The organism is Arthrobacter sp. GMC3 (assembly GCF_002929305.1).
Classification (GTDB): Bacteria; Actinomycetota; Actinomycetes; order Actinomycetales; family Micrococcaceae; genus Specibacter.
Window position 1 is genome coordinate 421,944 of the sequence record NZ_PJIO01000002.1, and the last position, 20,355, is coordinate 442,298.

A 20,355-nucleotide genomic window follows, 5' to 3' on the forward strand; every position below is an offset into this window, starting at 1 on the left:
CGTCGTACCTCTCACTGAGCAAGCGTCGGGGTGAAATGCGCCAAAGGTGATACGGCGTCGGGGTGAAACGCGCCAAAGGTGATACCGCGTCGGGGCTAGCGGCCCAGACCGGCGTAGGAGATGGCCTGGCGAACCAGGGCTCCGCGGCCGCCAACAAACTCGGCCTGCACGCCGGGGCTGAGAACCTCCTCGGGCGTCATCCAGGTCAGTTCAAGGGCGTCCTGGCGGGGCTCACATTCGCCCGTCACGGGGATGACATAGACCAGGGCCACGGCGTGCTGGCGTTCGTCGGTGAACCCGGTTTCCGACGGCGATGGCAGGTATTCGGCCACGGTAAAAGGCACCGGGCTGACGGGCAGCTGCGGGAAAGCCAGCGGGCCCAGATCCTTCTCGACGTGGCGGACAAGCGCGGCCCGGATGGTCTCCCGGTACAGCACTCTCCCGGACACCAGGGTACGCACCATGGAGCCCTCGTCGTCGGCCTGCAGCAACAAGCCCACCTCGTTGACGTAGCCCAGCGGGTCAAGGCGCACCGGCACCACCTCCACATAGACGATGGGCAGCCGGCTTCTGGCCTCGTACAGGTCCTCGTTGGACAGCCAGCCGGGGTAAGGATCAGGGGTGCGCACGCTCATATCTAAGTTCTACCCCATCCCCGCCCCGTGTGCCGCTTCCGGATGCGAAAAGCGGTCAGGATTCGCTCCCGGCACCAAAGGTGAGGGTTTCGCCATCCTTCATGATTCCAAGTTCGACGCCGTCCGCCGCACCCGCCGCCGTAGCCACGAAGCCGCCGTTCTTGGCCCGAAAAAGCGCCCCGCCATCGACGCGGTCCTGCACAAATTTGGCGCCCATGTCCGCCAGCACCTTGTTGGCGGCAGCGGGGTCCGGGGTATGCCAGGTGGCCACCACTGCCAGGCGCGCATCGGGGTCCGGAAGGCGCAGATCGGTGGAAGCGGTCAGGTCAAAACTAAAACCGCCGGGTGCGGTGACGCGGGCCCCTGGACCGGAGGAGGTATCGATCAGCTCCGCATGGGTGCCGTCGGCAAGTGTTCGCTGGACGAAGATCGCGGCGTCGCGGATCTCAAACCCCAACAACGTTCCTTGGTGGCCGGGGGATTCGCGGGACACCCCGACCTTGCCGTTGCCGGTATCAAACTCCGCCCAGTCGTCGTCGTTCTCCGAACGGGTCAGACCCAGCTCAAGCAACCGCGTGGCAGTGTCGTCAAAGAACGGGGTGAAAAGGATGGGGCGGACGCGCAGCATGGCTTCTCCTGGTGGGTGGCTTCTCCCACCGTAGCAATCCTCCGGCGGGCCTGGGCAAACTAGGGTAGAGCCATGACTGAACTTCCCGAACTCTTGCTCCCGGACGCCGCAGCCTGGCGGTTGTGGCTGGAGGAAAACCACACCTCACGCCCCGGCGTCCGCCTGGTGCTGCACAAAAAGGGTGGCGACGTCACGGCCCTGAGCTATGCAGCCGCCCTGGATGAGGCCCTGTGCTTTGGCTGGATTGACGGTGTTGTTGGTACCCGTGACGCCGGCTCGTTTGTGCGGCGGTTCACCCCGCGCACCAAAGCCAGCAAGTGGTCGCGCATCAACGTTGAGCACTATGACCGGCTGACTGCCGAGGGAAAGGTGTGGCCGGCCGGGGTGGCTGCGGCGGATGCGGCCAAGGCCGACGGCCGGTGGGAAACGGCATACTCAGGTCAGGGGACCGCGGAAACCCCGCAGGACCTGGCCGACGCCATCGCCGCCAACCCGCAGGCACAGGCCATGTTCGAGGTACTCACCGCGACCAACCGCTACTCCCTGATTTACCGCACCACCACCGTCAAGACACCCTCGGTGCGGGCGGCGAAAATTGCCGGGTTCGTCTCGATGCTGGCCGCCGGGCAAACCCCCTACCCACAAAAGCGCCGACCACCGAACGTTGGCTGATAAGTAGCTTCCAGGGCAAGAACCATGGGGTGAATACTCGGGAAACACCCGGGTAGCTCCGGCACAATGATCGGGTGCAAGAATCCCTGAGCAACTTCATGACCGTTCCCCCGCAACGCCGCGCCTACCTGCGGGCGCTGTTATTGGTGCTTGGCGGTGGCGCACTTTTTGGGGTGATCCTGCTGTCTGTCACCACCAAAACCGGAATTGCCGCCTGGGATCAGCCAGTCCATGACTGGTTCGTGGCCCAACGCTCGGGGTCGGTGACGTGGCTGTGGGAGACGGTCACCACGGTGTCCTCACCCACCTACCTGAGCGTCATTGGCCTGGTTTTTGCCGTGATTTGGGCGGTGGTGCGCCGTGAAATTTGGCGCCCGGGCCTCCTCATGGCGGCCATGGCCTTCACCGTTGCGATCTCCTACATCATCAAACATGCCGTTGACCGCCCACGCCCCTCAGCCGCGGATTTCATGATGGGACCGGACGACGCCTTCTCTTTCCCCTCCGGGCACACCCTGGGCGCGGCCGTCTTCATCCTGTCACTGGGCTACTTGTTGCTCTCTCGCCACAGCACCAAGGCGCGCCGGATAACGGTGGTTGCCGCCGCCGTCGTACTGATCCCTGCGGTGGCGATGAGCAGGCTCTACCTCGGCTACCACTGGCTGAGCGACGTCTGCGCCTCCGTGGCCCTGGGCATTGTGCTGCTGGGCCTGGTTATGGCCGTTGACACGTGGCAGCCGCTGCAAAAATGGTCCAACGCTGCACAGCGGCGGAAAGCAGCGCAGGCGCCGGCCCCGTAAATGCGGCCGCGGTCTCGGTGACCAGTAGCGCGGCCGTGGCCCGGGACTCCGCCGAAAGCCTGCCGTCGCGGCCCGCCAATGCCAGGTAGCGGCACAGGATCCCGGTGAACAGGCTGCCGTCCTCGCCAGGTTCCAGGCGAATCCCCTGGCCGGGCACGGTGAGATGAAGAACGACGGCGTCAATGATCTGCTCCGCCTGGGCCACGTATTGCGGGTGGTCCAGTTGCAGGAGTGCTGCCAGGATGGGGCCTTGGTTGTAGGTGTAGATGTTCTTTTCCACGTCCCGGCCGGTGGATGAGGGGTGAATGCCGTCCAGGTAGAGCCCCTGCTCGGGGTCGAACAGTTCGGTGCGCAGCCAGTCAGCCAGGCTGCCGGCCCGGTCAAGTTCGCCGATGCGGGCAAAGTGTAGGGCGGCGGGGCCATTGGCCGGTGTGTTCTTGAAGTCCCGTTTCCGTGACCAGTAGATGCCGCCGCCCAGGACGTCGTCGTGGGCACCGTGGAGCTGGCGTGTCAGGGAAGCGACGGCAAAGCTGGCCAAGCGGCTGGGTTTGCCCGCCACGTTCCGGGACAGATCGTTGAGCCTGGCGCAGGCGAGGGCCAGCCAGGCCATGTCGTCGTAAAAGTAGTTGGGGAAACGGCCAAAGTTGCGCAACAGGATGCCGCGGAGCAAGGCACGGGCGCGACTCAATTCCGTGGCGGCTTGCTGGTGCTTGCCCGCGGACAGGGCGTCAAATCCCGAATCCACCACGGCGTCCAGGTAGTGCGCCTGCCACCAATAGTGCCAGGGCGAGAACGGGGTGGATGCGCCAAGCGATGGTGCCGCGATGGAGGCAATCCATGTCCCTGGCAAGCCCATGAGCCGGTGACCAAAGCGGGCATGCACGTCGGTGGCGGCTTGATGTGCCAGCACGGCCCAGTCATTGGGCGCAGGAGGCTGGGTCGCAGACTCCGTGCTTTCACTATTCATACAAATAAGAATACTGTTTCCGAAGTTTCTTTGACTTCCACGAGCTGTTTTCAGTTAGTATGCATTAACGCAAGTTTTCGCTGTCCAGGTGATCGAACTGGCAGCCCTCAACGAGGAGGAACCATGGAAATTTCACACAACGGCACCGTCGCGCTCATCACGGGGGGTGCCTCCGGTCTTGGCGCGGCCACGGCGAGGCGGCTGCATGCCGCCGGGGCCGCCGTGGTGCTGGTGGATCTGCCTGCGTCCCAGGGTGCGGAACTGGCCGCCGAGTTGGGGGAGCGGGCCGTGTTTGCTCCCGCGGATGTCACGAACGAGGAGCAGGTGCGGGCCGCGATCGCTGCCGCGGCAACCCTGGGCACCTTACGCATTGTGGTCAACTGCGCGGGCATTGGCACCCCGGGCAAGGTGTTGGGGCGCGACGGCGTGCTGCCGCTTGAGCAGTTCAGCCGCGTGGTGCAGATCAACCTGATCGGCACCTTCAACGTGGTCCGCCTGTGCGCTGAGGCCATGGCGGCCGCCGAACCAATCGCCGGCGACTACGGGTCCGAGCGCGGGGTCATTGTGAACACCGCGTCGGTGGCGGCCTTTGACGGGCAGATCGGCCAGCCCGCCTACGCCGCCTCCAAGGGTGCCGTGGCCGCCATGACACTGCCCCTGGCCCGTGAATTGGCGCGTTCGCTGATCCGGGTGATGACCATTGCGCCCGGCATTTTTGAGACGCCCATGCTGGCGGGGCTGCCGCAGGCCGCGCAGGATTCGCTGGGACTACAGGTGCCGCACCCGTCCCGCCTGGGCAAGGCCACAGAGTATGCCGCCCTGGTGGAACACATTGTCGCGAACGCCATGCTGAACGGGGAGACCATCCGCCTGGACGGTGCCATCCGGATGGCACCAAAATGAGTGCTGTCCCGGCCCTGCCCGAGGCCGACTTCTACGATTACGAGTCGCTGCTGACGCCGGTCGAGGCTGCCAAACTTGCCGAGCTGCGCGAGTTCCTGGCCTCCGAGGTTGCCCCCTACGCCACGCACTGGTGGAACGAGGCGGAGTTCCCTGCACACATCCTGCCCAAAATTGCTGCACTGAAACTGGCGGCCCCCGACCGGCGCCAGTACAGTCACCTGTTCACGGGCCTGGTGGTGGCGGAGATGACCCGTACGGACACCTCGCTGGCCACCTTCTTTCTGGTCCACCACGACCTTTTCGTCCAGGCGCTCGCCGACTTCGGCTCCGAGGATCAAAAGGAGCGGCTGCTCCCGGACGCGCTCGCCCTGCGCACCACGGGGGCGTTTGCCCTGACAGAGCCGGACCATGGCAGCGACGTGGCCGGCGGCATGATCACCACCGCTCTCAAAGTTCAGGACGACGACGGCATTCACTGGGTGCTCAACGGCGCCAAGCGCTGGATCGGCAACGGGACGTTCTGCAACAACATGCTCCTGTGGGCCAAGGACGCGCAGAGTGGTGAGGTGCGCGGGTTCATCCTCGACGCCTCCCTGCCCGGGGTGAACCGCAGCAAAATTGAGCACAAGATCGCGCTGCGCACAGTTCAAAACGCGCACATCACCTTGGATAATGTGCGGGTTGCCGAGCGGGACAGGTTCGCCGGGATTGGATCCTTTGGCGACACCAACAAGCTACTCCTCGGATCACGGATTTCCGTTGCCTGGCAGGCGGTAGGGCAGCAACTGGCGGCCTTCGACGTGGCCCGGGCCTACGCCGTCGAACGCTTGCAATTTGGCAAACCGTTGGCATCCTTCCAGCTCATCCAGGCGCAGTTGGTGAAAATGTTGGGCAATGCCACGGCCTCCATGGCCATGATGGTGCGCATTGCCGCCCTGCAGGACAGGGGGCTCGACGGCGACGCCACCATGGCGCAGGTGGCCCTGGCCAAGGCGCACACCACCGCGGCCATGCGTGAGAGCGTGTCGCTGGGCCGGTCCATTCTGGGCGGCAACGGGATCGTGACCGACTACGGCATGGCGAAGATCTTTGCCGACGCCGAGGCGATCTACACCTACGAGGGCTCCCACGAGATCAACACCCTCATCGCCGGGCGGGCCATCACGGGCATCTCCGCGATCGTGTAAGGCGCCGTCCCGGCTGCCGCCGCCGCTATTTCCGGGGGTCGCGTTCGCCCGCTTCGATGGGCAGCGGCAGCCGGTTGGCGGGGGCCGGGGCGGGGCAGGTGCCGAAATCGGTGAAGGCGCTGGGGTAGTTGATGGAGCGGTTGAAGTCCACCACCACCGAGTTGTCCGGCCGCGGTTTGGTCAGCTCAAGCTTGCGCCAGTGCGAGCTGGTGACGTTGTTGCTCTCATCGAAGAACGAGACGATGAGCGAGCCCAACGCGCCTTCTTCGGCGGCGAGACGGTACTCGGTGCCGTTGTGTTCAAACACCACCTCGCCCACCAGACGGGCCACGCCGGAAACTTCGGGGTTGGCGGTGGTGATATCCACGTTGCGCGGCTCGGGGTAGCGCTCAAAAACGCCGGTGAGAACTAGTTCGGGGTTGTAGTCAAAGGCAGGGACACCATGGAACCCGGTCAGCGTGGGGGAGGCCGAGTCCCGGGTGCGGATCATGTAACGGTTGGCGCGCATGCCCAACTCGATCACCACGGTGCCGCTCTGTACCCACATTATGGATTCTTCATCGGACAGGGTCGCGGTGATGGTGCCAACCACTGGTTCACCACTGGAGACCAGCGTCAGGTTCTCCCGCGAGGTGGCCGTGAGCGACGCCGTCGTACTGGTGGCGCTCCACAGTCCGGGGACGCCGTCCAAAGGTGATGGCGTGGCCGGTAGCCACTGGAACGACGTCAAGGTGAGCCAGCCGTGCTCGGTGGCGAGCGCCGTGGCGCGGCCGGCACGGAAACGCTCCCAGCGTTCGGTGAGGCGGGTCAGTTCTGGGGTTTGGGTGGTCATGGTGCTCCTTGCAGCTGCCGTGTCTTGCTCCACTGTAGGCACAACGGGCGGGCCAGGTGGCCTATTCCGCACGTGCGTCTGGATGGGAGAATAGGGGCATGGCAACGAACAATCACCTGAACAAGGACATGACTCGTTTTGAGCTGGGGACAGTGGCTCAAGTCGATTCCGAGCACACGCAGCTGACCCTGACAAGGGATTACACGGCCGCCCCGGAACAAGTGTGGGCCATGCTGACCGAGCCGGAGCAGACCCAGAAGTGGTGGTGCAAGGTGCGGGGGAATGCCAGGACCGGGTCCTCGTTTGATCTGAAGTGGCTCAACGTCAAGGATGAAGGTCACGGTATCGAAACAGATTGGTGGAACGGGCGCGTCATTGAGGCCGTCGTGGCACGGGTGCTTGAGCTGAGTAACTCCATGCACGGCACCATCAAGGCGGAGCTTTCCCCGCTGGGCACGGGCACCCGGCTGGTTTTCACCAACACCATCAACGTGCCGGAGGAAGTCATCTTGATGTCGCTGGCTGGCTGGCATGTCCACTTGGACCACCTGCAGGAGGCGCTGGCAGGAAAAAGTGTTGATTGGCCGCACTGGTGGGACGATTTTTACCCGTGCTGGGAACAAGTTCACGCCGCCTACACGCAGGCAATGAACTGACACTATTTGAGACCGATTCGCCCGTGTGTGCGCCCGCGAAGTAGGATCCTGTTCGGCCCTAGTAGTGGCCTCACCGTATTCAGCGCCGCATACGAGCACCCCAGATTCACAGACCGTAAGGACGCTGACTCATGAGCTCAGAACTGCCCACTGCATCACAGAACAACGCTGCCTCAGAACCCGCGGAGGACAACGACCTTCGCCGCGACGTGCGCCGCGTCAGCACACTGCTGGGCGAATCCCTGGTTCGCCAGCACGGTCCCGAGCTGCTGGCCATGGTGGAGCAAGTGCGGTTGCTGACCAAGGAGTCCAAGGAAGCTGCACGAGGGGAGACCGGCACCGGGCCCTGGAGTGCTAACGACGTCGCAGAGCAGGTCCGCGAGGTCCTCTCCTCCCTGCCACTGGAGCAGGCAACCGATCTGGTCCGCGCTTTTGCGTTCTACTTCCACCTGGCCAACGCCGCCGAGCAGGTGCACCGCGTGCGCAGCCTGCGCTCCCGCGCTGAAAAGGACGGCTGGCTGGCCAAGGCCGTCACAGAGATCGCCGAGAAAGCAGGCACCGAGGCGTTGCAACAGGTTGTCAACGACCTGGATGTGCGCCCCATCTTCACCGCCCACCCCACGGAAGCCTCACGTCGTTCGGTGCTGGATAAGATCCGCAACCTCTCCGACATCCTTGCCACCCCGTCCGAGGAAGGCAGCAGCGCTCGCAGCCGCCAGGACCGCAAGCTGGCCGAGATCATCGATCAGATGTGGCAGACAGATGAACTGCGCAAGGTCCGCCCCACCCCCATGGATGAGGCCCGCAACGCCATCTACTACCTGAGCAACATCCTCACCGACGCCATGCCCGAGGTACTCACCGAACTCAGCGAGCTACTGGCCGAACACGGTGTCACACTGCCCGCCGATGCCGCGCCCCTGCGCTTTGGCTCCTGGATTGGTGGGGACCGCGACGGCAACCCCAACGTCACCTCGGATGTCACCCGCGAAGTGTTGGTGCTGCAAAATGCCAACGCCGTGAAGATCAGCATTGTGCTGCTGGACGAGCTCGTCACCATCCTCTCCAACTCCAGCGCCCTCTACGGAGCTGACAAGGAGCTGACGGATTCCATTGCTACAGACCTGGCGAACCTGCCGGGGATCGATCCGCGCATCCTGGAACTGAACGCCGACGAGCCGTACCGCCTGAAGCTGACTTGCATCAAGGCCAAACTGCTGAACACCCGCAAGCGTGTGGCCGCCGACGGTTATCACGAGCCCGGCCGTGACTACGCCACCACGGCGGAGCTCGTCGCCGAACTTGAACTGCTGGAAACTTCGCTGCGCAACAACTCCGCCGCCCTGGTGGCCGACGGCGCCCTTGCCTCCGTGCGCCGCGCCATCTCCTCCTTCGGCCTGCACCTGGCCACCCTGGACATCCGTGAGCATGCCGACTACCACCACGACGCCGTCGGGCAGCTCATGGACCGTGTGGGCGAATCATCGATCCCTTACGGCGAGCTGGACCGTGCCGAACGCCTTCTGGTGCTGAGCGCCGAGCTGGCCAGCCACCGCCCTCTGTCCGGGCACCCCATCAAGCTCGATGGCATCGCCGACGGCACCTACGACGTGTTCCGCGTTGTTCGCCGTGCGCTGCGCACCTACGGCCCCGACGTCATCGAAACGTACATCATCTCCATGACCCGCGGCGCCGACGACGTCCTGGCCACCGCCGTCCTGGCCCGCGAGGCCGGTTTGGTGCAGCTGACAGGCGAGAACCGTTACGCCAAGATCGGCTTCGCCCCGCTGTTGGAAACCGTTGATGAACTGCGCGCCTCCGCCCAGATCGTTGACCAGCTCCTTTCCGATCCCTCCTACCGCGAGCTTGTCCGCTTGCGTGGGGACGTGCAGGAAATCATGCTCGGCTACTCGGACTCCAACAAGGAATCCGGCGTCATGACCAGCCAGTGGGAGATCCACAAGACGCAGCGCAAACTGCGCGACGTTGCGCTCAAGCACGGCGTGAGCGTCCGCATGTTCCACGGCCGCGGCGGTTCCGTGGGCCGCGGTGGCGGACCCACCTACGACGCCATCATGGCCCAGCCCAACGGCGTGCTCGAAGGTGCCATCAAGTTCACCGAGCAAGGCGAAGTCATCTCGGATAAGTACTCGCTGCCCGAGCTGGCCCGCGAGAACCTGGAACTCTCCCTGGCCGCCGTCATGCAGGGCTCGGCCCTGCACCAGGCGCCCCGCCACTCCGAGGACGATCTTGGCCGTTTTGGCGAGATCATGGAAGTCATCTCCGACGCCGCCTTTGGCACGTACCGGACGTTGATTGACGACGCCGATCTCCCGGCCTACTTCCTGGCCTCCACCCCGGTGGAACAGCTGGGCAGCCTGAACATTGGCTCCCGCCCGTCCAAGCGCCCCGACTCAGGCTCCGGCCTGGGCGGCCTGCGCGCCATTCCGTGGGTGTTTGGCTGGACCCAGTCACGGCAGATCGTGCCCGGCTGGTTTGGTGTTGGTTCCGGTTTGAAGGCGGCCCGCGAGGCAGGCCGCGGCGAGGACCTCAAGGAGATGCTGGCCAATTGGCACTTCTTCTCCTCCACCATCTCCAATGTGGAGATGACCTTGGCAAAGACCGACATGGACATTGCCGCCCACTACGTGCGCACGTTGGTGCCCGAGCCGCTGCAGCACCTGTTCGCCACGATCCGTGCCGAATACGAGCTCACCGTGGCCGAGATTCAGAACCTCACAGGGGAAGCCGGGTTGCTGGACAACCAGCCGCTGCTCAAGCGCTCACTGAACGTGCGCGATCAGTACCTGGACCCGATCTCCTACCTGCAGGTGGAGTTGCTGCGTCGCGTCCGCGAAGCAGACATCACCAAGGCCGACGTGGATGAGCGCCTGCAACGCGCCATGCTCATCACCATCAACGGTGTGGCAGCTGGCCTGCGCAACACCGGGTAATCCCCACGCCTTCCTGCCCCTCGCAAGCTCGGGGCCGCGGAAAAGACGGCGTTCGCGCAAAGGGCCGGTGTTACACCGCCGGCCCTTTGCGCGAACGCCGTCTTTTTGCGTTTATGCCGATTCGCCTAGGCTGGAACCATGCCTTCTTTCCGTGCCACCATCCAGATCACCGGCCTGCGCCCCGGCCACGCCCCTGAGGAAGTCATGGACATGGCGGTGGCGGCCGTGGGTGCCGCCCATGTGGTGGAAGCCAACCAGCTGGACATTGTTTCGGGGGTTCCGCGCATCACGGTGCGGTTCATGGTGGAGGCCACGGAGTACGACGCCGAGAACCAGTCCGCGCGCAACGCTGCGGTTTCCATGGCGCACGGGATCAACACCGTGGCCACCACCGGCGCCTTGCGAATCGCCCGCCGCTCGGCCGGAAAGTGGCTCCCGCTCTAAAGCCCAAAAGGCATGTGATGCAGATCACTTAAAATTCACCGTGACGATATGACTCCCCGGTACGCCTTACTTGTGAAGGCGCCAAACGGCACCGAGCGTGAAGAGATATCCAGACGAAGAATTTCGGGAGTGATTATTTTGACTACTCAGCCTCAGGGGAAGACCCCCGCAACCGTTCAGCAGTCCGGCGCATCCAGCCAGCAGAACGCCAACACCACAGCCACCAGTCGCGGCACCACCACGGTGGCCGACGGTGTGGTCGCCAAGGTGGCAGGCATCGCCGCACAAGACATCCCGGGCGTTTACGCCTTGGGCGGTGGCGCGGCACGTGCTCTCGGCAGTCTCCGGGAGGCGGTGGGACAAAAGGACCTCACCCAGGGCGTCAGTGTTGAAGTCGGCCAGACCCAAGTGGCCGTGGACGTCACCATTGTGGTGGAGTACCCGCACCCGTTGCAAAAGGTCGCCAACGATGTACGTGACGCCATCTACGCCGCAGTTGAGGACGTGGTGGGCATGGAAGTCACCGAGGTTAACGTCTCCATCACCGACATTCATATCTCCGATGATGAAACCGACGACAAGCACGCTGATACCAACCGCGTCGACAACCGCGTAGATAACAAGAACGCAGACGACGCCGGGGAGACCCGTCCGCGGGAAGCTCGCGTCTCATGAGTGCCACCGTCACCGGGGTGGCCGTAGGCGCGACCCTGGCGATAACAGCGGTTGCGTTTGGCTTCTGGGCGATGCTGCTGGTGGCGCTGTTCATGGTGGTGGGAGCCGTCATTGGACGCACTCTGGAGGGCCGGTTGGATATGCGCGGCGTCTTTGACGCTCTGCGTGGCAAGCGGACCTCGTCATGAGTGCCGGCACGCTGGAGAACATGCGTGCCGGGCACACCACAATTTCCGCCGGAACCATGGAGCGCTTGGTGGCAGCAATTGCCGCCGATGCGTTTAGGGTCCCGTTGCAGGCGGTTCGTGCCGGAGTGAGGGACGGGCAGGGACAACTCAGCGTCTCGCTCGCCCTGGCACTGGCCATGCCGCCCTTGGCGGAACTTGCCCGAAACGCACGGGCCGGCGCCGGAGACTACAACGTTTTTCAACAGGCGGCCTCGGCTAGGGAAACAATTGCCGCCCGCATCCAAGCACTCGCCGGAACATCGGTGGGACGGGTGGATATCCGGTTTACAGGTGTTCACGCGGAAACCAAGGAGAGGGTCGTATGAGTCAGGCAACAATCATTCGACGCATTGGCAGGCGGGAAATACATTCGCCCCGGTCGGCACTTTCCATCGCGGCCGCAATTGCGTTGCTGGCAGCAGTTCTGTGGCTCATGCTGGAAACAGTCTTGGCCCTCACCGGCAATAGCCCGCTTTTGATTGCACCGGCGGAGCTCGCGCACGGCATTGCCGTATTGGGCACCGCGACGTTGCCGGCAGCCTTGATTGCAGGGGGTTTCGGGCTGGCCTTGCTCGGAATTTTTTTCGTAGGTGCCGCAATCCTGCCGGGCAACAAAGCACGTCATGTGATGGCAAACGCCCGTTCCGCCGTCGTGGTGGATCGAGATGTTCTGGCGTCGGCAATCGCCCGGACAGCACGCACCGCGGCCCGCCTTGCACCTGAACAAGTGACTGCCAGCGTGGGCCACCGGGACATCCACGTCCGGCTCCACCCCAGCTCGGGCAGGGCTGTTGATCAACAAGGTGTCCGTGAAGCCGTGGACCGGGAATTTGCTAGCTACCAGCTGGCGAGGGCGCTGAAGGTCACCGTGGTGGTGGCCCCGCACGGGGCGGTGGGCGTATGAACGGCACCCATCGCGGCCTGAACCGAACATTGTTGGGGGTATTCGGGCTGGCCCTGATCGCCGCGGGCGGCCTCGCCGTCCTGGCCGGGAGTAGCCCGGCATTCGCGCAGGGTTGGACCCGGACGGGCACCGATCTGTGGGCTGGCATCCAGACCCAGCTGGCCGCTGCCAAAATACCTGGACAAGACATCAGCTGGTGGAGCGTTGCCGCTGCGGGACTCCTCATGGTGATTGCAATCCTGCTGGTTTGTTGGATCGCCTCCCAGGGAGGCGGACGCACCAAGGAACTGGCCACCGGGGATGACCGCGCCGGCACCACCACAGTGGAAACCGCCGTCGCAGGCCAAGCCATCAAGGCGGCCCTGGCGGACAACAAGCAGGTGCTCTCGGCCGCCGTCCAGGCATGGCGTCTCAAGGGCGGCAACGGGCTGCGGATCAGCCTGCAAGCACGCAAAGGTGCCTCACCAAAAGAACTGATGGCGGTACTCGGCGACCTTGTGGACGGCCTCGACGTCCTTCTGGGCGAAGAAATCCCCGTCCTGATTCGCATCAAGAGTGGCACCAGGTCACGGTTTGCCCGCACGGAACGTGTGGCATGAACACCATTTTCAACAATGAACAAGGAGAACATCATGGGACTGAACGAGAAGATCAGCAACAGCGCAGAAAAGGGACTTGGCCAGGCCAAGGAAGAAGCCGGCAAATTGACGGGCGACCGCAAGCTGGCGCACGAAGGCCAGCGTGATCAAGCATCTGCTGAGGCTAAGCAGGCTGGCGAGAAGATCAAGGATGCGGCGGCCGACGCCGGCGAGAACATCAAGAACGCCGCCCGGAAGCTCAAGGACGGCATCACCAAGCACTAGGCGAGAACCGCCTGGCACTACGTACCTAAGGAGAATACCCATGGGTTTCTTTGGATTTATCATTCTCGGCCTGATCGTTGGAGCAATCGTCAAGGCCATCATGCCCGGCAAAGTCCGTGGCGGATGGGTCACCGGCCTGATCTTGGGTGTGGTCGGAGCCATCGTGGGAGGTTGGTTGGGATCGCTGATTTTCCACACCGATCTGGGCACCTTCTTCGACATCAGGACCTGGCTGCTGTCCATTGCGGGCGGGCTGGTGGTCGCCTTTGGCTACGGGGCCATCAAGGGCCGCAACTAAGAGAACCATTGTTGGCCGGCAGAGAACTTTGCATCTGCCGGCCAGCAGTGCGCATAAGCTCGAAACCACCGCAGACACTCAGACTGTAGAAGGGACACAAGACGATGACGCGCAGCAACCCGCCGGCCGGCCGGCTCGCTGATGCCCCCGACGCCTTGTTAGCGGAGCGTGCAGGCGACGGCGATGTGGCAGCATTTGAAACGCTCGCCCGCCGTCACGGCCCCCTCATGCGCGCCTATTCACGCCGCCTGATGAGTTCACCGGCCGAGGCCGACGACGTGGTGCAGGAATCGCTGATCACGGCCTGGAAAGAGATCGGTGACCTGCGTGACGGCGCCGCGGTCAAAGCCTGGCTCATGCGGATTGTGGCGCATCGGGCGGTCGATGCCGGCCGGCGTCGGAAGTCACACGGGAACATCGCCGACCATCCCGAGGCCATCGACAAGGCCCCCGGCCCGGAGCAATCAGCGGTCGCCGGATCGGCGAGTCAGGCCCTGCGCCGGGCGCTTGCGGGGCTGCCGGATGAACAACGGCGCTGTTGGGTCTTGAAAGAATATGGTGGTCAGTCCTATGAGGAGATTGCCCAAACCCTGGGCATCAGCGCCACCAGCGTCCGCGGCCGGCTGGCCAGGGCGCGGACCACGCTTGTGACCGAGATGGAGGAATGGCGATGAACCCTATCCGTGATTGCGGCCGGCGCATCGAAGACCTCAGCGACTACCTTGAGACTGGATTCTCCGCGGATGCCGCGCATATTGAGCATTGCCCGCAATGCCAGGCGCGTCTTGCCGGGCTGCGCAGTTTGCATACTGCTGCCCTTAATCTTATGGACGACGACGTTGCCTCCCTCAGCGGTGAGGGAACCGGCTGGCTTGATGGAATGTTGGCCAACCTGCGCCTGGAAACCCGGGCCGGGCGGTCAATTCCGCTCGCCTCCAACACTGCCGATCTGCTCACTGAGACCGAAGGTGCGGTGATTGCACTGGTGCGGAACGTGGGTGATTCCTTGGGCGGCGTGTTGATTGGCAGGTGCCGTTTGGACGGCGAAGTCACCGTTCCGGGCGCCCCCGTCGAAGTCAACGTCAACGTTTCAGCCCGGTACGGCTATCCGCTGCCGGTGATGGCCGAGGACCTGCGTGCGGCGATCCTGACCGAACTATTAGTTGAAACCGAACTCAATGTTGCCGCTGTGAACGTGGCGTTTACCGATATGCGGGAGCCATTGGCCGAACCGGGGCGCACAGATGGGGGCGGGCTGTGAGTCTGGAAGAGGAAATTCGTGAACTGGTGCTGGATCTGGAGGGCGTGTCCACCGTGTATTCGGCCGATCCATTGTGGCTAAACGTACTCAAACAAGTGGGTGCGCTGTTGCTGCCGGACGATCAGAGCGCGGAGGCGCCGTTTGTGGTGTGCCGTCTGGATTCCGATGCGCAACGGCCCGTAATGACCGTGCAGATCCGGATCGGCACCGATTCCCAGGTGCCGGCTCCGGCGCTGGCCCGCAACGTTGCCGCGGCGATCCGGGAGTTTGTTTCCTCCCGGCTGCCAGAAACCGATGTAGTAGCCGCCGTGGAGATTGCGGCGATCGGGCTCTAGCGGCCCCCGCCTGCGGTCCGGGGCTTAGATGGGGAAGGCCGACAGTTCCAGTTTGGACGAGTAGCTCACGGCCTGGCGGGTCAGCGGGTCGGTGAAGGCAATGCTGTGGGCGAGCAGCTGTAGGGGCTTGGTGTAGTCGTCGGGGGCCTGGTCGAAGAGTACCGGGTAGAAGGAGTCGTTCAAGATCCCGATTCCCTGCGATGCCAGGTGCACGCGCAACTGGTGTGTTTTACCCGTGTGAGGTTCCAAGTTGTACAGGCCCAGCGTCTCGCCGGTGGCCGGATCAACGCGGGATTTCATCAGCTCAATCCGGGTCTCGGCGTTCGGCTCGCCCTCGACCTCCTGCGCCAGCAAGTACGTCCGCGATTTGATCATCCGGCTGCGCACCACCAGCGGCAGTTCCAGCTCGGGGCGCACAGGAGCCACCGCCCTATACGTTTTCTGGATGTGACGCTTTTCAAAGAGGAGCTGGTATTTGCCCCGGGTTTCAGGATTCGCGGAAAACAGCAGCACTCCGGCCGTCATGCGGTCCAGGCGGTGGATCGGCACCAGGTCCGGCAGGTCCAGCATGACGCGCAGCCGCACCAACGCCGACTCCTGCACATACATGCCACCAGGGGTGGTGGGCAGGAAATGTGGCTTGTCCACCACCACCAAATCCTCGTCCTGATGCAAAACGCTCAGTTCCACCGGCAGGCGTGTCTCCACTGGCAGTTCCCGGTAGTACCAAATGAACTCGTGCTCATTCAAAGGAGTTGTGGGGGTGACGATTTCCCCGCCCAGTGCCTTGACGTCCCCGCGCTCAAAGCGGTCCACGATTCCTGCCGGGTCAACGTGGCCAAACTTGGCCAGAACATATTCCATGGCCGTAGCCCAAGGTCCCTCTTTGGGAATTCGCACACGGGTCGCATTGACGCCGTCGCGCACGGGGAGGGGAGATTTCATCACCTTTCAAGGGTACCGAGGGTTCCTTGCCGCAATGACCAGCGACGGCGCCGGTGACGTGTGCGTCAGCCGGATGGACGTTGTGACGGGAGGGTATGGGGAGATGGCCCCATGTTGCCTTGGCCGGGAAATTGCTAGCCTGAGGATTCGAGCAGTTCGCACCGCAATAACCTGGAGGATGCCATGCCGGCAGAGATGCTGGGTGCCGACCCCGAGCAGCTGCGAGCCTTTGCCAAGGACTTGCAGGGTTCGGCAACAGCCCTTCGCCGTGTGGCCATGACGTTGTCCGCACTGTCCTCCAGCGTGCGCTGGCACGGGCCGGATGCCGATCACTTCCGCCGGACGTGGGGTGGGCACAGGCAGGCCTTGGGCCTGGTCAGTGTGGGTTTGGAAGAGGCGTCGTCGGAGTTGAATCGCAACGCTGTGGAGCAGGAAAAGGCTAGCGCCGCCAGCTCCTTGACCGCGTCAGGGAGCGCCCATGGTCCGGCAAGCAACGCCGGCGACACGGCGGCAGCCCAAACGCTCACCGACAAGCTCAACGCCATGACACCGGGCGAACGCACCGCCTATCTGGGCAGCGATGAGTTCAAGCAGTGGGTTGCACAGAACCTTGGCGGGGCCAAGCTGGCCATGGATGCCGCCGCCGACTCGGGTTTGATAGTCAAGAATTCTGAGGAGTACGCCAACTTCCTCAGCGACTACTGGAACAACCGTGCCATGGAACGCATGGGCATTGACCCGGCAGTATGGGACACCTCCAAGGGAACCACCGCCAACTGGGAGACCATCAAGAAGGTCTACGACTTCTACGGCCAGCAGTTCCTCGCCAACCCGGACTTGCAATGGGCCGGTATGGCCAACATGATCGGCCCGTCCTTCGCCGGCGGTTTCAAGGACATGGCCATGATGCGCGATATCGCCCAAAGAGTCGTCAGCGGCCCAGTGTCCAACATTCCGCTGAAGGAGCTGCAAATGCTGCGGGTGGTGGCCGCCATGAGCGATTCCGAAATCAAGTTCTATGAAACTTCAATGCTGGATATGAATAAGGAAATCTTCCTTGACCAGGCCCGCCAGCACATGGCTTACGAACAAGGCGGGATGGAGGAGATCAACAGACTCCGTGACTCCCGGGCCATCCCACCAGAAACGGCAAGGGCGTGGCAGGAAATCAGCACCGGTGATCCCCAACAGGTCAAGAAGGGGAATACCGTGCTGTTAGAACGGGAACAAAACCACATTATTAATGATGACTACAACATCATGCGAAGCCACCCGGTCACCGGGGAGGCCGTAACCTATGTGGTCACTTTGGCCGGTGAGCCGTCCATCCCGGGCGCAAAGAGCTACCCGGAGGTTTTCCCCTATAAGTTCAGCGTTGAGTCGCCGGGGACACGAGACATTCCGTTCACCCACGTGGACAACCCGCTGCAATTCCGGACCGAAGTGACCACTGGCCTCCCGGACGGCAACATAGCCGACCAGAACCAGAGGTGGCAGCTGATAAGCAGGGACACTCTCCCCGCTTATCAAGAGCTGCTGGCCCACAACCCTGATCTTGCCCACGACATCATCGCCTCCGATTTCAATGACAGGGTTGAACAATACCGCCCCAGCAACAACGTGGTGCCGATAGTGTCCCGCATTGTTGGCGGGTTCCACGCGGAGGTCCATCAGCGATGAGGCGGGACACTCACAGGACGCCAAGGCTTGGGCGTGCGGCAGCCCTTATTGCGGCAGTATTGATTGCTTGCGGACTAACCAGTTGCGGATTCACCATCACCGGACCGCAAAAAGCTACCCAGGGGAGCACCATGGTAACCACGGAATTTTCACGGCTTGACGACACCGGTGTCAGCGCAATCTTGGCCTCCAAGTCCATGCGTCTGGACTTCCAGCAGGGCACCATCCCCAAGAGCGACGTCGGACTGCCCGAGTCCTCGTACGGGCCCGACGTGGTTGCCCCGGCAGGGGAGAAATTCACGCTGAGCATCAAGGGAAATGCCGGGACGTTGGAGGCGCAGACCGACCACGTGCGGTTCTCCACCACCGATTCCAGCCCGGGCCTGGACATGGTGTATTACTTCCTGACCACTGAGAACGTGGACGACTACGTGCAGTTGGTGCGCGATGCCATTACGGACTACGGGCTGGACGCCGAGGCAAGCAATCGGTGGATCGAAAGTGTGCTGAGCAAGCCGGGGAAGAAGAGTAACTACTCACTTGGTGATGGCAACAAATTGGGCTTCAACGTGGGCTACGATCTGCGCTACGACGGCAGCAAGCAGGTCCAGGTCATCATCGTCACCGTATCGGCCAGTTCGTAGGTCTCATCGACTGCGGCCGGTCAATCACCAGGTGAAGCTTGGTACCGAGGGGTTGGCGTACGGGCCTACCACCAGCCTTGTTAGGGTAGGGGCTGGACATCGGGGGACAAGCTGGCTGGCAACCAAGACAGGCACGACGGCGGCACCCGTGAACTCTTTTCGGCCCACCATGCAATACATAGTGTGACTACAGACAGCGACATCATTCGCAGCTCCGGTGAAAGCCCCCAGGCTTTCACCCAGCTCTATGACAAATATGCCCGAATGGTGTTCCGGTATGCCGCACGCCGGGCGGGGGAATCGGCGGCCGAGGACGTCATGGCCGAGACTTTTCTGGTCGCCTTTGAACGGCGGGAATCCTTTGACCATGCCTGGGAGGATGCGCGGCCCTGGCTCTTTGGCATCGCCACGAACCTGCTCCGCAAACACCATAGGACCGAGGCGAAAATGCTGAAGGTCACGGCCAAGGCCTCAGGACGGGAGTCCTACACGGACAGCACCGAGAGAATCGCCGAGCAACTTGATGCGGCCGCGGCAACATCGGCCCTGGCCGGTGCACTGAGGAAACTCTCGGCTGCGGATAGGGAATGCATCCTGCTCTATGCCTGGGCCGAGCTGAGCTATGAGGGCATCGCCGCGGCCACCAAGGTACCCATAGGCACTGTGAGGTCACGACTCAACCGGACCCGGCGCATCCTGAAAGAGGCTGCCGGGCCGCTCATGAACAACATTGAGGAGGCAGGTCATGGACGAGCTCAAGCTATTGCGTGAAATGCACGACGACGTTCCAGGTGTTACGGATGCAGCGGTAAATCAGGGGCGCGAACAGCTGCTACGCCGCATGGATCCGGAACGATCCGGCGCCCAGAAGGCGAAGAAAAAGCACCGCCGTAAGGCCTTGCGGATTGCCGTCATGTCCGTCGCCACGCTGGGACTTGCTGCGGCGCTGGTGGCCGGAAACGTCATAGGTGTCTCCAGGCCGCAGGGCCTTGCCTCGGCGGATGCCGCGGAGGTACTCAACAATGCTGCGGAGCTGACCATCAAGACGGCGGATCCGGTGGTGGGTCCCGGACAATTTCTGAAGGTCGACAGCACGAATCTGTGGCTTTCAATGATGGGTGCACACAATCCTCCTGACGGAGTAGGTGCGCACGGGGAGATGGAGTGGTTGGACACCGAAAAGATGTCCCTTTACATCCCCGCAAACCGCGACCAGGAGTGGGTGTGGGAAAGGTCAGGTCGAATCCCCACCACGTTCTTTGACGAGAAAAGCAAGGAATTTGCTTTGAACCAGGCCAAAGAAATGGGTGACACCTCGGAGCTTCTGAAGGGGGTAGGGGGTGCCTTTTATAATTCGCCCAGCTCATTTCCTGACGAGAAAGACATGGCTGCCTACTCACGGGATCCTCGCATGCTCCTCGACGGCATCTACAAGCGTACCGCGGGGGCAGGCCAGTCCGCTGACGGGGAAGCCCTTGTTTACATCGCCGATCTCTTGCGCACAGGCATGGTGCCAGCCGATTTGCGTGCCGCTCTGTACAAGGCAGCAGCACTCATTCCCGGAGTGAGTGTCACAGACAACCAGGCAACTCTGGACGGCCAGACAGGCATTGCCATTGGCAGGGTCGAGAAGGCCTCAGATTTCCGTCAGGACATCATAATCGACCCGGCAACTGGTCAATTAATCGGGGAAAGGGAAGTTGCCCTAACCGATAGGGGGTCCATCCCGGCCGGGACGGCTGTTGGCTGGACAACCATTCGCACTACCGTGGTTGATTCAGCGCCGTAGAAGGATACCGGAACACAAAAGACTTGCTTGTGCAGGTGGTTCAACGAACGGGGCCA

The 20,355-nt window shown here is 62.9% G+C and carries 26 protein-coding genes; 21 read left to right on the plus strand and 5 right to left on the minus strand.

Features of this window, described 5'->3' with window-relative positions; genetic code table 11:
* Positions 1–95: 95 nt before the first annotated feature.
* A complete protein-coding gene (locus CXQ94_RS05395) occupies positions 96–635 on the minus strand; it encodes an NUDIX hydrolase family protein (RefSeq protein WP_104087169.1) in 540 nt (179 codons plus the stop codon).
* Positions 636–690: 55 nt separating this feature from the next.
* Positions 691–1,263, minus strand: coding sequence for a hypothetical protein (locus CXQ94_RS05400; protein ID WP_104087170.1), 573 nt, complete (start codon positions 1,261–1,263; stop codon positions 691–693).
* 72 nt (positions 1,264–1,335) lie between these two features.
* Here CXQ94_RS05400 and CXQ94_RS05405 point away from each other — a divergent pair, with 72 nt between their 5' ends.
* A complete protein-coding gene (locus CXQ94_RS05405) occupies positions 1,336–1,935 on the plus strand; it encodes a YdeI family protein (protein WP_104087171.1) in 600 nt (199 codons plus the stop codon).
* Between the two features lie 74 nt (positions 1,936–2,009).
* Entirely contained in the window at positions 2,010–2,735 is a 726-nt protein-coding gene (locus tag CXQ94_RS05410) for a phosphatase PAP2 family protein (RefSeq protein ID WP_104087172.1), read from the plus strand.
* Here the strand turns inward: CXQ94_RS05410 and CXQ94_RS05415 are convergent.
* Positions 2,650–3,702, minus strand: coding sequence for a glycoside hydrolase family 76 protein (locus tag CXQ94_RS05415; protein ID WP_104087173.1), 1,053 nt, complete (start codon positions 3,700–3,702; stop codon positions 2,650–2,652). The genes CXQ94_RS05410 and CXQ94_RS05415 overlap by 86 nt on opposite strands.
* A 123-nt stretch (positions 3,703–3,825) precedes the next feature.
* Here CXQ94_RS05415 and CXQ94_RS05420 point away from each other — a divergent pair, with 123 nt between their 5' ends.
* Positions 3,826–4,605, plus strand: a complete 780-nt coding sequence (locus tag CXQ94_RS05420) for an SDR family NAD(P)-dependent oxidoreductase (RefSeq protein ID WP_104087174.1) — start codon at positions 3,826–3,828, stop codon at positions 4,603–4,605.
* The gene (locus tag CXQ94_RS05425; protein ID WP_104087175.1) at positions 4,602–5,792 is read left to right on the plus strand and encodes an acyl-CoA dehydrogenase family protein; all 1,191 of its coding nucleotides are present in this window, start codon (positions 4,602–4,604) and stop codon (positions 5,790–5,792) included. Before CXQ94_RS05420 ends, CXQ94_RS05425 begins: the two co-directional genes overlap by 4 nt.
* A gap of 25 nt (positions 5,793–5,817) precedes the next feature.
* Here the strand turns inward: CXQ94_RS05425 and CXQ94_RS05430 are convergent, their stop codons facing one another.
* The gene (locus CXQ94_RS05430) at positions 5,818–6,624 is read right to left on the minus strand and encodes a DUF1684 domain-containing protein (protein ID WP_104087176.1); all 807 of its coding nucleotides are present in this window, start codon (positions 6,622–6,624) and stop codon (positions 5,818–5,820) included.
* A gap of 98 nt (positions 6,625–6,722) precedes the next feature.
* On the opposite strand from CXQ94_RS05430, the gene CXQ94_RS05435 reads away from it, so the two are divergent.
* From CXQ94_RS05435 to CXQ94_RS05495, 13 genes are all read left to right on the plus strand, one after another.
* Positions 6,723–7,280, plus strand: a complete 558-nt coding sequence (locus tag CXQ94_RS05435; protein WP_104087177.1) for an SRPBCC domain-containing protein — start codon at positions 6,723–6,725, stop codon at positions 7,278–7,280.
* Between the two features lie 131 nt (positions 7,281–7,411).
* Positions 7,412–10,234 carry a phosphoenolpyruvate carboxylase gene (ppc, locus tag CXQ94_RS05440; protein WP_104087178.1) on the plus strand — a complete coding sequence of 941 codons (2,823 nt, stop codon included), beginning with the start codon at positions 7,412–7,414 and terminating at the stop codon, positions 10,232–10,234.
* Between the two features lie 138 nt (positions 10,235–10,372).
* Positions 10,373–10,678 carry a hypothetical protein gene (locus CXQ94_RS05445; protein WP_104087179.1) on the plus strand — a complete coding sequence of 102 codons (306 nt, stop codon included), beginning with the start codon at positions 10,373–10,375 and terminating at the stop codon, positions 10,676–10,678.
* Positions 10,679–10,816: 138 nt separating this feature from the next.
* Complete coding sequence (locus CXQ94_RS05450) at positions 10,817–11,353, plus strand: Asp23/Gls24 family envelope stress response protein (RefSeq protein WP_258066787.1); 537 nt, start codon at positions 10,817–10,819, stop codon at positions 11,351–11,353.
* A complete protein-coding gene (locus tag CXQ94_RS05455) occupies positions 11,350–11,541 on the plus strand; it encodes a DUF2273 domain-containing protein (protein ID WP_104087181.1) in 192 nt (63 codons plus the stop codon). Before CXQ94_RS05450 ends, CXQ94_RS05455 begins: the two co-directional genes overlap by 4 nt.
* The gene (locus CXQ94_RS05460) at positions 11,538–11,906 is read left to right on the plus strand and encodes a hypothetical protein (protein ID WP_104087182.1); all 369 of its coding nucleotides are present in this window, start codon (positions 11,538–11,540) and stop codon (positions 11,904–11,906) included. Before CXQ94_RS05455 ends, CXQ94_RS05460 begins: the two co-directional genes overlap by 4 nt.
* Positions 11,903–12,484 (plus strand): hypothetical protein, encoded by a 582-nt coding sequence (locus CXQ94_RS05465; protein ID WP_104087183.1) that lies wholly within the window; start codon positions 11,903–11,905, stop codon positions 12,482–12,484. Before CXQ94_RS05460 ends, CXQ94_RS05465 begins: the two co-directional genes overlap by 4 nt.
* Positions 12,481–13,083: a hypothetical protein gene (locus tag CXQ94_RS05470; protein ID WP_104087184.1), complete on the plus strand. Its 603-nt coding sequence runs from the start codon at positions 12,481–12,483 to the stop codon at positions 13,081–13,083. The genes CXQ94_RS05465 and CXQ94_RS05470 overlap by 4 nt, the downstream gene beginning before the upstream one ends.
* A 33-nt stretch (positions 13,084–13,116) precedes the next feature.
* Positions 13,117–13,347, plus strand: coding sequence for a CsbD family protein (locus CXQ94_RS05475; RefSeq protein WP_104087353.1), 231 nt, complete (start codon positions 13,117–13,119; stop codon positions 13,345–13,347).
* A gap of 40 nt (positions 13,348–13,387) precedes the next feature.
* Positions 13,388–13,645: a GlsB/YeaQ/YmgE family stress response membrane protein gene (locus CXQ94_RS05480; RefSeq protein WP_104087185.1), complete on the plus strand. Its 258-nt coding sequence runs from the start codon at positions 13,388–13,390 to the stop codon at positions 13,643–13,645.
* 104 nt (positions 13,646–13,749) lie between these two features.
* Positions 13,750–14,319, plus strand: a complete 570-nt coding sequence (locus CXQ94_RS05485) for an RNA polymerase sigma factor (RefSeq protein ID WP_104087186.1) — start codon at positions 13,750–13,752, stop codon at positions 14,317–14,319.
* Positions 14,316–14,906, plus strand: a complete 591-nt coding sequence (locus CXQ94_RS05490) for a hypothetical protein (RefSeq protein ID WP_104087187.1) — start codon at positions 14,316–14,318, stop codon at positions 14,904–14,906. Before CXQ94_RS05485 ends, CXQ94_RS05490 begins: the two co-directional genes overlap by 4 nt.
* Positions 14,903–15,241, plus strand: coding sequence for a hypothetical protein (locus CXQ94_RS05495; protein ID WP_104087188.1), 339 nt, complete (start codon positions 14,903–14,905; stop codon positions 15,239–15,241). The genes CXQ94_RS05490 and CXQ94_RS05495 overlap by 4 nt, the downstream gene beginning before the upstream one ends.
* A 24-nt stretch (positions 15,242–15,265) precedes the next feature.
* Here CXQ94_RS05495 and CXQ94_RS05500 read toward each other — a convergent pair whose 3' ends face one another.
* Positions 15,266–16,186: a pseudouridine synthase gene (locus CXQ94_RS05500; protein WP_104087189.1), complete on the minus strand. Its 921-nt coding sequence runs from the start codon at positions 16,184–16,186 to the stop codon at positions 15,266–15,268.
* 183 nt (positions 16,187–16,369) lie between these two features.
* Between CXQ94_RS05500 and CXQ94_RS05505 the strand changes: the two genes are divergently transcribed.
* The 4 genes from CXQ94_RS05505 (at position 16,370) to CXQ94_RS05520 (ending at position 20,299) form a co-directional block, all read left to right on the plus strand.
* Positions 16,370–17,866 carry a WXG100 family type VII secretion target gene (locus tag CXQ94_RS05505; RefSeq protein ID WP_104087190.1) on the plus strand — a complete coding sequence of 499 codons (1,497 nt, stop codon included), beginning with the start codon at positions 16,370–16,372 and terminating at the stop codon, positions 17,864–17,866.
* A 131-nt stretch (positions 17,867–17,997) separates the two neighbouring features.
* Positions 17,998–18,510: a hypothetical protein gene (locus CXQ94_RS05510; protein ID WP_104087191.1), complete on the plus strand. Its 513-nt coding sequence runs from the start codon at positions 17,998–18,000 to the stop codon at positions 18,508–18,510.
* A gap of 183 nt (positions 18,511–18,693) precedes the next feature.
* Positions 18,694–19,281 (plus strand): RNA polymerase sigma factor, encoded by a 588-nt coding sequence (locus CXQ94_RS05515; RefSeq protein ID WP_258066751.1) that lies wholly within the window; start codon positions 18,694–18,696, stop codon positions 19,279–19,281.
* Complete coding sequence (locus tag CXQ94_RS05520; RefSeq protein WP_104087192.1) at positions 19,256–20,299, plus strand: CU044_5270 family protein; 1,044 nt, start codon at positions 19,256–19,258, stop codon at positions 20,297–20,299. The genes CXQ94_RS05515 and CXQ94_RS05520 overlap by 26 nt, the downstream gene beginning before the upstream one ends.
* Positions 20,300–20,355 lie beyond the last annotated feature (56 nt).